14 protein-coding genes are annotated in these 15670 nt (G+C 43.5%); 7 read left to right on the forward strand and 7 right to left on the reverse strand.

Going from position 1 to position 15670, the window contains the following annotated elements; all coding sequences use genetic code 11:
* Positions 1–39 precede the first annotated feature (39 nt).
* From G4D73_RS06260 to G4D73_RS06270, 3 genes are all read right to left on the reverse strand, one after another.
* The gene (locus tag G4D73_RS06260) at positions 40–966 is read right to left on the reverse strand and encodes an AEC family transporter (RefSeq protein ID WP_213687611.1); all 927 of its coding nucleotides are present in this window, start codon (positions 964–966) and stop codon (positions 40–42) included.
* Between the two features lie 60 nt (positions 967–1026).
* Positions 1027–2136 carry an NADH:flavin oxidoreductase/NADH oxidase gene (locus G4D73_RS06265; RefSeq protein ID WP_213687612.1) on the reverse strand — a complete coding sequence of 370 codons (1110 nt, stop codon included), beginning with the start codon at positions 2134–2136 and terminating at the stop codon, positions 1027–1029.
* A 92-nt stretch (positions 2137–2228) separates the two neighbouring features.
* Positions 2229–3497 (reverse strand): carbohydrate porin, encoded by a 1269-nt coding sequence (locus G4D73_RS06270; protein ID WP_213687613.1) that lies wholly within the window; start codon positions 3495–3497, stop codon positions 2229–2231.
* A gap of 397 nt (positions 3498–3894) precedes the next feature.
* Between G4D73_RS06270 and mutM the strand changes: the two genes are divergently transcribed.
* Positions 3895–4755 carry a bifunctional DNA-formamidopyrimidine glycosylase/DNA-(apurinic or apyrimidinic site) lyase gene (gene mutM / locus G4D73_RS06275; protein WP_213687614.1) on the forward strand — a complete coding sequence of 287 codons (861 nt, stop codon included), beginning with the start codon at positions 3895–3897 and terminating at the stop codon, positions 4753–4755.
* Positions 4752–5036: a peptidylprolyl isomerase gene (locus tag G4D73_RS06280; RefSeq protein ID WP_004281718.1), complete on the forward strand. Its 285-nt coding sequence runs from the start codon at positions 4752–4754 to the stop codon at positions 5034–5036. The genes mutM and G4D73_RS06280 overlap by 4 nt, the downstream gene beginning before the upstream one ends.
* An 84-nt stretch (positions 5037–5120) precedes the next feature.
* Here G4D73_RS06280 and mscL read toward each other — a convergent pair whose 3' ends face one another.
* On the reverse strand, positions 5121–5561 hold the full coding sequence (gene mscL / locus G4D73_RS06285) for a large conductance mechanosensitive channel protein MscL (RefSeq protein WP_004281717.1): 441 nt from the start codon (positions 5559–5561) through the stop codon (positions 5121–5123).
* Between the two features lie 177 nt (positions 5562–5738).
* A complete protein-coding gene (gene typA, locus G4D73_RS06290; RefSeq protein WP_004281716.1) occupies positions 5739–7577 on the reverse strand; it encodes a translational GTPase TypA in 1839 nt (612 codons plus the stop codon).
* Between the two features lie 174 nt (positions 7578–7751).
* Between typA and G4D73_RS06295 the strand changes: the two genes are divergently transcribed.
* The 3 genes from G4D73_RS06295 (at position 7752) to G4D73_RS06305 (ending at position 11686) form a co-directional block, all read left to right on the forward strand.
* On the forward strand, positions 7752–9122 hold the full coding sequence (locus G4D73_RS06295; protein ID WP_213687615.1) for a uracil-xanthine permease family protein: 1371 nt from the start codon (positions 7752–7754) through the stop codon (positions 9120–9122).
* Positions 9123–9188: 66 nt separating this feature from the next.
* Positions 9189–10223: a methyltransferase gene (locus G4D73_RS06300; RefSeq protein ID WP_213687616.1), complete on the forward strand. Its 1035-nt coding sequence runs from the start codon at positions 9189–9191 to the stop codon at positions 10221–10223.
* Positions 10223–11686: an amino acid permease gene (locus G4D73_RS06305; RefSeq protein WP_153566448.1), complete on the forward strand. Its 1464-nt coding sequence runs from the start codon at positions 10223–10225 to the stop codon at positions 11684–11686. Before G4D73_RS06300 ends, G4D73_RS06305 begins: the two co-directional genes overlap by 1 nt.
* Positions 11687–11738: 52 nt before the next feature.
* Here the strand turns inward: G4D73_RS06305 and G4D73_RS06310 are convergent, their stop codons facing one another.
* Entirely contained in the window at positions 11739–12272 is a 534-nt protein-coding gene (locus G4D73_RS06310; protein WP_184412456.1) for a peptidase C39, read from the reverse strand.
* Between the two features lie 103 nt (positions 12273–12375).
* Entirely contained in the window at positions 12376–13437 is a 1062-nt protein-coding gene (gene omp38 / locus G4D73_RS06315; protein WP_213687617.1) for an outer membrane protein Omp38, read from the reverse strand.
* Positions 13438–13811: 374 nt separating this feature from the next.
* On the opposite strand from omp38, the gene G4D73_RS06320 reads away from it, so the two are divergent.
* Both G4D73_RS06320 and G4D73_RS06325 read left to right on the forward strand, forming a co-directional pair.
* Positions 13812–14333, forward strand: coding sequence for a GspH/FimT family pseudopilin (locus G4D73_RS06320; protein WP_004281710.1), 522 nt, complete (start codon positions 13812–13814; stop codon positions 14331–14333).
* A gap of 111 nt (positions 14334–14444) precedes the next feature.
* The gene (locus tag G4D73_RS06325) at positions 14445–15620 is read left to right on the forward strand and encodes a thiolase family protein (protein ID WP_213687618.1); all 1176 of its coding nucleotides are present in this window, start codon (positions 14445–14447) and stop codon (positions 15618–15620) included.
* Positions 15621–15670 lie beyond the last annotated feature (50 nt).

The raw sequence follows: 15670 nt of genomic DNA on the forward strand, positions 1-15670 counted from the left end.
GGGGCTTTTTTTGTGGTGGAGCATCCATCTTCTAAAAGATTATCCCCACCACAAGGCAATTAAGCCACTGGTCACGATAAAACCGGCAATGGTACTCATCAACAATGGCGTTAAAGTTCGATCATTCAGACCATACGCCTGTCCCAACATGCCAAAAATCGTCGGCATCGGCAAAGCTGCAATGAGCGTACCAGCATGGACCATTTCCTGACTTAAATCAGTTAACTGGCTCAGTCCCAGATACATCAATAACGGCATCATGATATTGCTGGAAAATACCAGATAGAAACTTTGCAGATTGACATATTTCAGACTCATTCCTACGATCCCGCCGCCAATGGCAAACAAGGCCAATGGTGAGGCCGTCTGACCAATCAAGGCGAAGACCTGATCGAGATAGACTGGAATTTTAATCTGGAAAACCGCACAGGCCATGCCGAGCATGACCCCCATAAATAAGGGATTCTTCAGCAAGGTCAGCAGTACACTTTTCAAAATGGCGCCAAGATTTGCCTGATGTTGTGTGCCCAGCGCAGCCATGACCAGCACCAGCGGAATCAGCAACACGCTTTCAATGATGACCACCAGAGAGGTATAGGTCATCGCCTGTTGCCCGATCAATAAGTTGAGCACAGCCGTACCAATCAGGCCAGTATTTGACATTGCAGCGCCCAACGACAGCACTGCACTTTGCGAATGCGTATTCTGAAAATGACGGCGCATAATCCAGAAGCCGCTACCATAGAGCAGCAAGGTCACACTGCTATACACGGCAAAGTATTCAAAATACCAGATTTCATGCAGGTCTTTGGAGGCAAGGGACTGAAAGAACAGCAAGGGCAAGGCCACTTTAATGACAAAAGCACCGACCGTCCCCACCTGTTCTTTGTTTAACACTTGACTCTTTACAGTCAGATAACCCAGTGCCAATAATAAGAATATGGGCACAATGACCGCAAAAATCATAATGCAGTATCCTCTTGCCAGTGATATTCCATTATAAGAATTTCTGAGACTAAAGCAGTGTTAAAAAGGCTCAAACAGGTGATTCAAACCATGCGGTGCACAGCGCAGATATTGCGGTGAAATTTTGATTTTTTCCTCAAGTGCTGCCGCTGCATGCCAAGGCCAATGTGGATCATAAAGAATGGCACGAGCCAGTGCGATGGCATCAGCTTGACCTTTTTGCAAAATATCTTCTGCCTGCTTAGCTTCAGTAATCAAACCGACGGCAATCACGGGAATACTCACGACTTTCTTGATCGCATCTGCAAAAGGCACCTGATAATTCGGCTTCACATCGATGTTCTGTTTAGCATGTAAGCCGGCACTGGAAATATGAATATAAGCAGCACCCGCAGCTTCTAGTGCTTTGGACAATTCAATTGAAGAATCAATGGTCCAGCTATCTGGCTGATCCATCCAATCGCTGGCCGAAATACGTACTCCAATCGGATAACCTTCTGGAACCGCCGCCTTCATGGCTTGTAATACTTCCAGAGTCAGGCGAATCCGGTTCTCCAGTGAACCGCCATACTGATCATCACGTTTATTTGAAAGTGGTGACATGAACTGATGTAGTAAATAACCATGCGCTGCATGCAGCTCAATCAGGTCAAAACCGGCATTAACTGCACGTTTGGCACTTTCTGCAAAGTCAGCAATGACCTGCTTGATTTCTGACTGGCTTAAGGCCTTAGGTGGATGCTCATCTGCCTGAAAAGGAATATCACTGGCAGAAACAGTTTGCCAGCCATGTGCTTCATTCGGCTTAAACTGACCTTTACCTGCCCATGGTTTATCTGTTGAAGCTTTACGTCCGGCATGTGCGAGCTGAATGGCAAAAGGCATCGGGGAAATGGATTTAACTTTTTCCAGTAAGGTCTTGATCTGCTTCGCCTGTTCGTCATTCCACAAACCCAGATCGGCATAACTGATCCGGCCTTCTGGCTGTACCGCAGTCGCTTCGACGATACATAAACCTGCACCCGATAAGGCATAGTTGGCCCATTGCTGCTCGTGCCAATAGGTGATTTCCCCCTGCTCTGTTGCGGAGTACTGACACATCGGCGCAATTACGATTTTATTTTGAAGTTGCAGTGATCCAAATTGAATAGGTTGAAATAGTAATGCCACGCTGTATTTCCTCTTTTTATTGCACAGTTTCACTCTAAAAATAAAAACAGGCTCCTAAGAGCCTGTTTAGTTATAACGTGAACGATCAAACTTTAGAAGATGATTCGTGTAGTCAAACCGAGTACCAGTGCATCATCTACATTATTACTTGAACCTGGATTAATGACATATTGCAGGTTTGGACGCAGCATCAGCCACTTTGTTGCGTTATAGCTATAGTTCAGTTCAATATTGTATTCTGCATCAGCATTGAAAGCTGGCCGTGAATCAGCAAAGCGATTATTCACATGCACACGGTTTACTGCTAAACCTAAAATATCATTCGGCTGGCTGTCCGCAAGACCGATATATTTCACACCGATTTGTTGTGAATTATCCACTTTATTGGTATCGCGGTCATGCCAGGTAAAGTTGGCAAATGAATGCAAACCCTGACGGCCCTGACCTGTAGACGTTAACTGTTGCTCTACAGCTAACCAGCCGGCAAAGGTACGGTTTTTGGCATCAGTAGGATTGGCAATATCCTTTTGGTTGGCAACATCATCGGCAGTATTGTACATCCCGCCGACACGGTAGCTGCCCGGCAAGCCATTCACCAATGATTTCGGCGTCCAGATTACTTCTGCCGGAATCGTCACGCCATCGGCATGGTCGGTATCCAGACTCCAGCCCTGACCTTCTTTAGCGCCATTACCATTATCTGGATTAAACTCATACACACCGACTTGTACTGCAAGTTCAGGATTGAGTTGCTGCTTCACGCGCGCACCCCATTGTGCTACAGGCGTATTCATCCAGATATTGCCCTGCCATTTTCCCATTTGCGCTGCACAAAATGCAGTACTGGCAAAATCACAAGCCATGACATTAAAGTCCATACCCAGACCAAGACGACCCGCCTTAATACTGAGTCCTTGGTCTTTATAATTCTTTTCAATAGACAGCTCGCTCAGACGGCTATCCTGATTACCACGCCCAAAAGTACCTTGTACATTGGCCAGTTGCGGCGTACTAGGATCCTGCAAGTCACGAACAGAGGTACTTTGACCCTGGCGTGCACTCATCAAGGCACGTACAGTGACACCATTCCATCCCGCCAGCTTTTCCATATCCAGTTGAGTACCCAGCCATAATTGGGCAGAAGTTAATGGATCTGCGCCCTCATTACGACCACCATCAGCAAGATAGGCGGTATCGGTTAACAGATTGGCTTCAAATTTAATTCCCTGTTGGGCCAGTTCTGTACGTTGACCATTCCAGTCCCCCAGTAAATACTGACCTTGTGGATCAAATGCAGATTCCGCCTGAGCGGTTGTCATGGCAGCCATTAAAGGCAATAGAGCTAGACCTAAATATTTCATGTAAAACCTAAACATTCGGAGAGAAAAACAAGCAAGGTTTTAAATTGCTATTAGGTGCATGAATTTACATAACTTTTCATACAAATTCCCAGCATTTTTTTTATTACTCATTAAACTTTTAGTTATGTCTTACAAATAAAAATATAATTTTTATTTAAAAAATCTTAAATTATTTATATATTTTTCATCAGCTTATAATGTATTGATAATTTCCATTCGATTTACTTCTAAGAAAATTCGCTATAAAAACATAGAAACCCAGTTTATTCTTTAAACAATTACAGCTTAAATAAATATGAATACCCAGTCATTTTCCAGCGATTTCACCCAGATTAACGCTTGCAATCCCAGCCAATTCACCCAATATTAGCTGCATCTCCCTCGCCACTGATGTGTTATGCCTGAATTACCAGAAGTTGAAACCACCAAAACCAGTTTATTGCCTTTATTAGAGCAACGCGTAAAACGTGTTGAAGTACGTCAGTCAAGTTTGCGCTGGCCTATTCCGGAGAATATAGAAAAGCTGGTGGGGCAAAAATTACTGAAGCTCACTCGCCGTTCTAAATATATTCTGGCGGAGTTTGAACACGACACCATGCTCTGGCATTTAGGCATGTCGGGGAGTTTCCGTCTATGCGATGGCAATGAAGAATTACGTAAACATGATCATCTGATCATTCAGTTTGATGATATCGAACTGCGTTATCATGACCCTCGCCGTTTTGGTTGCATTCTTTGGCTGGATGCACAATCACAAAGCAAATTGATTGACACGCTGGGGCCAGAACCCTTAAGCGAGAACTTTAATGCCGAGTATTTATTTGAAAAATTGAAGAATAAAAATGTTGGCACCAAAGTTGCAATTATGGATAACCATGTGGTGGTGGGCGTAGGCAATATTTATGCGACCGAAAGTCTGTTTAATCTGGGGATTCATCCGGCACAACCGGCCTCGACTTTAAGCTTGGTGCAGATTGAAAACCTAGTACTGGAAATCAAGCGTATCTTGAAACAGGCAATTGATCTGGGTGGTTCAACCTTAAGAGACTACACCAATGCCATGGGCGAAAATGGCTATTTTCAGCAAACCCTGTTGGCTTATGGCCGTGCCGGTGAGATGTGCGTGAACTGCGAGACCACGCTTGAAAATATCAAATTGGGACAACGGGCTTCTGTTTTTTGTCCTGAATGCCAACCTTTGAAAAAGATCCAGCTCCCTGTCAAAAAAGTGGCAACTGTACGAGGGAAAAAGTCATGAAAACAGCCATTGTGCGTCATATTCTGGTTAAAGATAAAGAAACTGCTGAACAGCTTAAAAAGAAGATTTTAAGTGGCGCCGACTTCAATAAAATCGCCAAACAATATTCAACCTGTAATTCTGCCAAACGTGGCGGTGAGCTAGGTGAAGTGAAGAAAGGCCAGCTGGTTCCAGTGATTGATAAATTGGTATTTACTGCCGCTGAACGTGTATTACATGGTCCGGTCAAAAGCCAGTTTGGTTTTCATTTGGTCGAAATCAAGTTTCGGATGGATTTTTAATATTTATAAATCCCTCCTTACCTCCCTTTGTCAAAGGGAGGAGTTCCCCCTTTATAAAAGGGGGATTTAGGGGGATTAGAAAAATTAGACTTGAGGTGGACGCTTTTTCAATTCATCACGAATTTCACGCAGCAATTCAATATCGGCTGGGGTAGTCGGAGTTTCCTCGACTGGGCCTTCTTGTTTACGTAAACGGTTCATGAATTTCACCAATAAAAATACGACCCAGGCCAAAATTAAGAAATTAATTAAAATCGTTAAAAAGTTACCGTAAGTCAGTACATTCACACCCGCCTTAGTCAAGGCATCCAAAGATTGTAAATTGTCTGGGTTTCTTCCTAAGATAAAGAATTTTTGCGTAAAATCGACGCCACCACCGGTGATCACGGTAATTAAAGGCATAATAATGTCTTTCACCAATGAATCGATGATCTTGCTAAAAGCGCCACCGATGATGACACCAATTGCCAGATCCATCATGTTGCCTTTGATCGCAAACTCTTTAAATTCTTGAATAATACTCATAACTGCTCCCATATTTTATTTTCAAGTTTTGGGTCAAATTATACCTGACTAAATACTTTTAATTTTGACTTAGTTTAATGCGTTTTAGTAAATAGCAATGTGAGCATCGCTTAAATATAAAAAAACCGTAATCTTCGAAAAGATTACGGTTTTTGAAAACCCGAAATAATCTAGCGATTATTTACCTGAACGGTTACGTTTACGTTCGTTTTCAGTCAAGAAACGCTTACGGATACGGATTGACTTAGGTGTTACTTCTACTAGTTCATCATCTTCAATAAACTCAAGCGCTTGCTCAAGTGTATATTCAATCGCAGGAACCAGCGTTAACGCATCATCAGTACCAGAAGCACGTACGTTCGTTAACTGTTTTGCTTTAGTTGGGTTAACTGTCATGTCGTCTGAACGAGAGTTAATACCGATGATCATACCTTCATAAACTTCTAACTGTGGTTTCGCGAATAGACGACCACGGTCTTGAAGTGTGAACAGTGCATAGCCCAGGCAAGTACCTTGAACCATAGAAATCAGTACACCGTTTTGACGTTTCGCAACAGTACCTTGCTTCATTGGACCGTAGTGCGAGAAGCTAGACGTCATGATCCCTGTACCAGAAGTCATGGTCAGGAATTCAGAACGGAAACCAATCAGACCGCGTGAAGGAACAGTTGCTTCAATACGAATACGGCCTTTACCGTCAACTTCCATATTGGTCATTTCGCCTTTACGGTGACCCATTTGTTCCATTACAGCGCCTTGGTGCTGTTCTTCAACGTCAAACGTCACGTTTTCGTATGGCTCTTGTTTTTCACCATCAATTTCTTTAATGATTACTTGCGGACGCGATACGCCCATTTCGAAGCCTTCACGACGCATGTTTTCAATAAGAACTGAAAGGTGAAGTTCACCACGACCAGATACTTTGAAACGGTCCGGACTGTCAGTATCTTCAACACGTAATGCTACGTTGTGAATCAATTCGCGGTCTAGACGTTCACGGATATTACGTGAAGTTACGAATTTACCTTCTTTACCAGCAAACGGTGAGTTGTTTACCTGGAATGTCATCGATACTGTAGGTTCATCTACAGACAATGGAGGTAAAGCTTCAACATTTTTCGGATCACAGATGGTGTCAGAAATGTTGAGTGCATCGATACCCGTTACACAAACGATATCGCCTGCAGAAGCTTCTTCAACGTCAACGCGATCTAGACCATGATAACCCATGATTTTTAAGATACGACCGTTACGTGTTTTGCCATCTTTATCGATTACAGTTACTTGTGTGTTTAATTTCACTGAACCGCGCTGGATACGACCAATACCGATAACGCCTACGAAGCTGTTATAGTCAAGTGAAGATACTTGCATTTGGAATGGACCATCAACGTCAACTGCTGGTGGTTCAACGATGTCTACGATCGTTTGGAACAACGGAGTCATGTCTTCAGCAAGTTCTTCCGGAGAAGGACCAGCAACACCACGAAGGCCTGAAGCATAAACAACTGGGAAGTCTAACTGTTCGTCAGAAGCACCCAAGTTATCGAACAGATCGAATACTTGGTCAATTACCCAGTCTGGACGCGCGCTTGGCTTGTCGACTTTGTTAATAATCACGATTGGTTTCAAACCACGTGCGAACGCTTTTTGCGTTACGAAACGAGTTTGTGGCATCGGGCCTTCTTGTGAGTCTACAAGAAGAAGTACGCAGTCAACCATCGACATTACACGTTCAACTTCACCACCGAAGTCGGCGTGTCCCGGGGTGTCCACGATGTTAATACGGTATTCAGTATTGGTACGTTCATCTAACCATTTGATTGCAGTGTTTTTTGCAAGAATGGTAATACCACGTTCGCTTTCAATAGCGCCAGAATCCATGACACGCTCGATCTCACCCGCGCGATCACCGAGAGCACCTGATTGTTGCAAAAGTTTGTCTACAAGAGTGGTTTTACCATGATCGACGTGCGCAATAATGGCGATGTTACGGAGAGTTTTAATATCTGACATGTAAATTCAATGCGTATGTAATTTGAGGGCAAATTATACAGAAAAATACAAAACTTTTATAGTCACTGTAACCAGACTCCTCAACTTTTTTTGCCCAGTTGGGGCTTTTTTGATTTTGTAAAGACGTGTAACTCGATTAGAATAGCGCCACCCAGCCTTAATTTGCATTGACACATGTCTGATTTTAATCAATCTCCTCCTTCTAAAGATCAACTTGACCTGGTATATGGTCTGGAAGATCGACCAAAACCACTGATTGCTTTTTTAGCTGCATTCCAGCACTTACTGGCAATTATTGTCCCGATTGTGACCCCTGGCCTGCTGATTTGTTTGGCGCTTGGTGTTTCCAAAGAAGACACCAACATGATTTTATCCATGTCCTTGGTGATCTCGGGCATCGCGACTTTTTTACAGTCTAAAAAAGTCGGACCTTTTGGTGCCGGTCTGCTGATTGTCCAAGGAACCAGCTTTAACTTTATCGGTCCAATTATTGGTATTGGTTCAGCCATGGTGGCTGCAGGTACACCTGTAGAAGCAGTCATGGCTTCTATTTTTGGTGTGGTGATTGCAGGTGCATTTATTGAAATGGGCGTGTCACAAATTCTGCCTTGGATCAAAAAACTGATTACCCCTTTGGTCACCGGTATTGTCGTGCTGCTGATTGGTTTGACCTTAATTAAAGAAGGTTTAATCAGTATGGGCGGTGGTTATCAGGCCATGAGCGATAAAACTTTTGCCAATGCTGACAACCTGATCATGTCTTGTACCGTCTTGGCGTTGATTATTATTCTGAACCGTATCCGGATTACCTGGGTAAAAAGTTCTGCCATTTTGATCGCCCTGATCTGTGGTTATGTTCTGGCGGGCTTTATGGGGCATCTGGATTTCTCTGGTCTAAAAGATGCACCTCTGGTACAGATTCCAACCCCAATGCATTTCGGTTTAAGCTTCTCCTGGAGCCTGTTTATTCCGATGGCATTCATTTACCTGGTGACGTCTTTAGAAGCGATTGGTGATATCACTGCGACTTCAAAGCTTTCCAACCAGCCAGTTGATGGTCCAAAATGGATGAAGCGCATTAAAGGTGGTGTACTGGTGAATGGCGCGAATTCATTCCTTGCCGGTATTTTTAACACCTTCCCAAGTTCGGTATTTGCACAGAACAATGGTGTGATTCAGTTGACGGGCGTAGCGAGTCGTTATGTCGGCATCTGGATTGCTGCTTTGCTGGTTATTCTTGGTTTGCTGCCTGCAGTTGCTGGTATTATTCAGGCCGTTCCGCAAGCGGTACTGGGTGGCGCAGTCATGGTCATGTTTGGCGCAGTTGCAGCATCTGGTATTAACATTCTGTCTGGTGTTCATCTGGACCGTCGCGCCTTGCTGATTATTGCGATTTCACTGGCACTGGGTTTAGGTGTTGCACAAGTTCCACAAATTCTTGAGCATCTTCCTGAGTTATTCCGTAATATCTTTAGCTCAGGCGTTGCCACTGGTGGTATCGCGGCCCTTATTCTTAATGTTGTACTTCCTGAAACAAAGAAGTAATTTCATGTCCAAAGAACACTGTCTAGGTCAGGCTTAGGCAGTGTTCTTTATATTGGAGAGATACCTATGGATCCTAAAAGCGAAGTTTTATTAAGACAATATGATTTTTTGTCGGGTCGCATCCTACTGATTAATGCACCAACAGATGATCTGCTCGCTGAATTCGATGCCTCTATCAATCCCGCTGTCTGGACATGGAATTTTAACGATTTTCAATATTTCCAGTCACAACAAGCAGATGTGCATTTTGGTGCAGAGATGCCTGAAGCTGAGTTTGATCAGGCAGTTATTTTTGTACCCAAGTCTAAAGAACTGTTGAATTATTTACTGCACACCGTGGCAGCGCAGCTTAAACCGGGTAGCAGTGTTTTTCTGGTCGGTGAAAAGAAAGGCGGGATAGAACGCGCAGCCAAACAGTTGCAGCCTTTTGGTAAAACACTCAAACTTGACAGCGCGCGTCATTGCCAGCTTTGGCAATTGGTTCTAGAACATACGGTCGAGAAAAAAGCACTTGCAGACTGGGCACAGCGTTATACCGTATCGACACCAAATGGCGACCTGAATATTTGTGCACTTCCAGGCGTCTTTAGTCAAAACCGTTTGGATGTAGGAACTGCCACCCTATTACCTTATTTGTCACAAGTTACTTCAGGTAAGATTGCCGACTTTGGTTGTGGCGCAGGTGTAATTAGTGCGTATCTGGCAAAGTTGAATCCGAAAAACCGGATTTTTGCCATGGATGTCGATGCCTTTGCGCTAGCCTCCACACAAATGACCTTTGAAGAAAACCAGCTCATTCCTGAACAGATTGAAATCAAAGCGGTTAAAGGCATTGAGGATGCACCCTTGTTCTTGCATGCCATTGTGAGTAATCCGCCTTTTCATCTGGGAATCGAGACCGATTACACGGCAAGCGAAACCTTGTGTAAAACCTCGCGTCGTCATTTAAAATCAGGCGGTGAGCTTTGGATCGTGGCTAACCGTTTCTTGAACTACCCGACCCTGATTGAACAAAACTTTGGTCGCTGCACAGTAAAAGCGGATCAACAAGGCTTTAAAGTGCTCTTCGCCAGCACTCAAAAAAATGTTAAGGAATCATGATGAGCGAAACGCAAAACACGATGCAGCTGCAGCGTAAGCTGGGTGCTCGTCATCTGAATATGATTGCCATTGGCGGATCCATTGGTACAGGTTTATTCCTGGCCTCAGGGGCGACCATTGCCAACGCTGGACCAGGTGGTGCACTACTTGCATATATACTGATTGGGATCATGATTTATTTCCTGATGACCAGTCTAGGCGAGCTTGCCACACACAACCCGACCTCAGGTGCATTTTTCACTTACGGCACCAAATATGTCGAAGGTGGTTTTGGTTTCGCTCTGGGTTGGAACTACTGGTACAACTGGGCCATTACTGTGGCTTTTGAGTTGGTTGCAGTTCAGTTTATTATGAAATTCTGGTTTCCAGATATTCCGGGCGTGTACTGGAGCGCCATCTTCCTTGCCATTATTTTCGGGATTAATGCCCTGACAGTAAAAGGCTTTGGCGAATCCGAATTTTTCTTTTCTCTGGTGAAAGTTCTCGCGATCATTGCCTTTATCATTATCGGGATCTGGATGATCGTGAAGATCATGCTGACCCCGGGTGCGGAAGCATTTGCCAACTGGAGCATTGGTGATGCACCCTTTGTCGGTGGTTTCCAGGCATTAATTGGTGTGGCGATGATTGCCGGATTCTCCTTTCAAGGTACCGAAATGGTCGGTGTGGCGGCAGGTGAATCGAAAAATCCAAAGAAAACCATTCCGGTGGCCATCAAACAAATTTTCTGGCGTATCCTGTTGTTTTATATTGTGTGTATTTTCATTATCGGCACTCTGATTGCCTATAATGACCCACGTTTATTACAGGCCGCTGCGACAGATAATATTGCGCTTTCGCCATTTACCTTATTATATGAAAAAGCCGGCTTTGCCTTTGCCGCCAGTATCATGAATGCAGTGATCCTGACAGCCATTCTATCTGCAGGTAACTCGGGCATGTATTCATCTACCCGCATGCTGTTTGATATGGCGCGTAAAGGTAGTGCACCTAAAATGTTCGCGCGTCTGGACCCGCGTGGTGTGCCAATGAATGCACTCTATGCCACTACGGCGATCGCAGCTCTATGCTTCCTGACTACTTTCTTTGGTGAACAGGAAGTCTTTAACTGGCTGCTAAACATGTCAGGGATGTGTGGCTTTATTGTCTGGCTCGGGATTGCAATTTCGCATTACCGCTTCCGCAAAGGTTATTTGGCTCAAGGTTATAAACTGGAAGATCTGGCTTATCGCGCTAAATTCTTTCCTTTTGCTCCTTGGTTTGCATTTATCCTGTGTGCGATTGTTGTTCTCGGACAGAACTATCAGGATGTTTTGGCCGGTCAATGGATGGGTGTGTTATCGACCTATATCAGTATTCCGCTATTCCTAGCGATTTGGTTCGGCTACAAATGGAAGAAAAAAACCAAACTGGTCTCTTATCAAGAGATGGATGTGCAGCCGATGAAACTTGATCAGGAATAAAAAATTATTCATTAAAAAAATCAGCTTACGGGCTGATTTTTTATTTCTTGAATTAACTATGACGCATCACAAAATTGCGATCATCAATCACAATCACTTGCTGGCAAATTCCTTCTGCTTGACGCTGCTGCTCAAATACCTGGGCTGGCATAGCATCAAAACTGTCAAAGAAACTGATTTCGTTCTCATCGATTGTATAGATCAGTGAATGATTGCCTACCCCGTCTAAGGTGTCGTAGAACACTATCACGAAGCAGCCCGCTTCAACCTGCTGCTGAATCTCTGCATAAAAGATCACACGCTGTTCCACAGGTATTTTAAGTTTCTCAGCTTGTTGATAAAACTCAAGCTCAACCGGCTGTTTGTCTGCATCATATTCACTAAAAAAAGTGACATCCAGTCCTAAGGTCCGCAAAGCAACAGCAAGGGCAATAGTTGAAGTTCCCATCTCGGGATCATGGCGACAGAGCTGAACCAAGTCCGGAATATGCAGATCAATCCCATAATGATGAAAAATCATCCAAATCGAAAAAATTCCGCTATTGGCTTCCAGATTTTGCAAGTCTTCAGGAATTTCGACACTCATATTTTTACTCAACGACATCTTAACAGGCTAAGTGTAGTCAAAATACAGACACAAAAAAAGCAGCTCCGAAGAGCTGCCTTTTTAATGAGTGTTCAATAATGAATTATTGAGCAACTGGTTGTTCAGCTAAAACAGTACGGCTACCAGTGATTGTCGCGAATACACGACGGTTCATAGCACGACCTTCTTTAGTGTTGTTGTCTGCAATCGGTTGATCCCAAGCAAAACCTTGAGTAGACAAACGAGATGCATCAACGTTGTATTCGTTCACAAGTGAAGATTTAACAGAGTTAGCACGCGCTAGAGATAGACGTTCGTTCAATGCACGTGGACCAGTGTTGTCAGTGTGACCTTCGATGCGAGCAGTAGCATTTGGATATTCAACTAACTTCTCAGCAACTTTTGCGATTTCTGGTTTGTATTGATCTTTGATGTTTGATTTGTTGGTATCAAAGAACACACGAAGTTCCATGTTCAGGTCTTCAGTCAACTCTTGTGGAGCTGGAGCAACCGGAGTTACAGGCTCAACTGGAGCAACTTCTACAACAGGAGCAGCTGGTTTCAAACGGCCACCTAGAACTACGTTAAGACCAGCAAGTGCTGTATAGTTCCAGAATTTTTCGTCAAAATGGTAAGTACCACGAGCTTCTGTACGTAGCGCCAATGCATCGTTGATATGCCAGAATGCACCGATACCTGCGTTACCTAGAGTACCTTCTTCTTCAAGACCACGACCAACGCGACCTAATTGAGCTTCAGTAGCACCATCAAATTCATATTTGTAGTGACCCGCACCTAGAAGCATGTATGGCTTCACTTTGCTGTCATAATTACCAGTAAAAACATCAGAAGTTGCATAGAAGTTACCTGCAATGTTTTGACCTTTATATTCAGCACCAGCTAGCTCAGCCATATCGCCTTTAACCTGGCTATATTCAGCTTCAAAACCTAACCATGGCGTTAATTCAACACCAATAGCAGCACCTACAAATAAATCATCTTCCATTTGACCAGAAGTTGTTAACTCACCATCGTCACCGCCATTGTTGTGCTGAGTGTCTTGGAAGGTATAACCTAACATCAACGGAGTAACAGTTACGCCTGCATTGGCAGCAGCAAAAGGTGCAGCTACAAGCATAGCTAAAGCAATACGACTCATTTTCATGGATTTATCCTCCAGAGATAACAATTGTTGTTCAAGCTCAAGCCCGTAATAGGCCATCCTGAGATAGGCTTTTTATTACCCCAGTATTATTTTTAAGCTATTCACATGGCATCATACAAACACTTTATTATTTTTCCAAGTGCTTGATTAATCTAATCAAGTAAATTATTGACAAAATTACTTACAATTTCCGTTGTAATTCAGTAATTTTTTACTCAATTTTTTATTCTGAATGACCTATTGTGATTGCCAATTATTTTTAACAGCTTTCTTGAAACTTAAGTAAGCACTGATTTACACGCTCAATAAAGCATAAAAAACGTATAATTAATAACATCTTTATTATAAAAATAATATATAAATCAGGTAACTCTATGTATAAAAAAATAACAAGAGCATTCACTATTGTTGAGTTAATTATCTGTATTGCAATGATTGCAATTCTCGTCAGTATCGCCCTACCGTACTTCCATGACTATCGATCCAAACAGGAAGCCAAAAATATTCCGATCAAATTATCTCAAATTAATCGCTATGCACGTAGCCAGGCTGCAGTGTTTCATCAAAATATTGTGATCTGCCCGAGCCAAGATTCTCTCAGTTGTCAAGCCAATCAATGGAATAAGAACATGCTGGTTTTTATCGATAAAAATAAAAACAGGCAAGTGGATGTAGACGAACAAATTTTACATATTGATGCACTGAACCTCAAATACGGTAACTTAAGTTGGCGAGGAGCTTTAAGTTTATCGAGTGTCACTTATCAAGCGCACACTGCCTTGCCGATTGGTTCAAATGGTAGTTTTTATTATTGTTCTACCCATCTTTCTAACCAACAGCGTATTGTACTCAGCAAAATGGGGCATATCCGGATCGAAAGTCTCTCGTCTTGCTAACAGAACTATCCAGTTTATGCTTCTCTGCGTTTAACGCTTCAATCCTGAGTTTTTTTCAATATACTGCTTAAGTTTGAAAAAATTGATTAAAACTCATACGGAGAGAGAACAATGACTGACATCCTAATTGTCAATGGTGCACGTACAGCCATGGGTGGCTTTCAGGGGAGTCTTGCCAGTGTAACTGCGCCAGAACTCGGTGCGGTCACCATTAAAGAAGCAATTGCCCGTGCGGGTCTGCAACCAGAAGATATTGAAGAAGTCATTATGGGTTGTGTCCTTCCGGCAGGTTTAAAGCAGGGCCCTGCACGTCAAGCCATGCGTCAAGCTGGTCTTCCAGATTCTACTGGCGCTGTAACCATTAATAAATTATGTGGTTCAGGCATGAAAGCCGTCATGCAAGCTGCAGATATGATTAAAGCCGGTTCTGCAAATATCGTGGTTGCAGGTGGCATGGAATCCATGACCAATGCTCCTTATGTATTGCCAAAAGCACGTGGCGGTTTCCGTATGGGTCACGGTGAAATCAAGGACCATATGTTTCTGGATGGCTTGGAAGATGCTGAAACAGGTCGCTTGATGGGTTCATTTGCCCAAGATATGGCAAATACCAGAGGTTATACCCGCGAGCAGATGGATGATTTTGCGATTCGCTCATTAAAGCGTGCGCAAACTGCGGTCAATGAAGGCTACTTTGCTGATGAAATCGTGCCTGTAACAGTTAAAACCCGTAAAGGTGATGTAGTCGTTGATAAAGACGAACAGCCGTTCAATGCCAACATCGATAAAATTCCAACTTTGCGTCCTGCTTTCGCTAAAGACGGTACGATTACGGCGGCTAATGCCAGCTCGATTTCAGATGGTGCATCAGCTTTAGTAATTACCTCGGCTGACAATGCAGCAGCAAAAGGTTTAAATCCTTTAGCCAAAATTGTGGCCTATGCATCGAATTCTCAACATCCATCTGAATTTACCATTGCTCCAGTCGGTGCAATCCAGAAAGTACTGGATAAAACCGGATGGACCGCTTCTGATGTCGACCTTTGGGAAATCAATGAAGCCTTTGCCATGGTCACCATGTGCCCAATGGATGAGTTCAAGCTAGATCCTGAAAAAGTCAACATCAATGGTGGTGCATGCGCACTCGGCCATCCTGTGGGTTCAACCGGTTCGCGTATTATCCTGACTTTGATTCATGCACTAAAACGTACCGGTGGAAAAAAAGGGATTGCAGCCCTGTGTATTGGTGGTGGTGAAGCAACTGCTGTAGCGATTGAATTACTCTAACCTCTTTCCTCACCCCCATCCCTCTCCCATAAGGAGAGGGAGTTAAAAAC

The sequence above is a fragment of the Acinetobacter sp. WY4 genome, from assembly GCF_018438165.1.
Taxonomy (GTDB): domain Bacteria; phylum Pseudomonadota; class Gammaproteobacteria; order Pseudomonadales; family Moraxellaceae; genus Acinetobacter.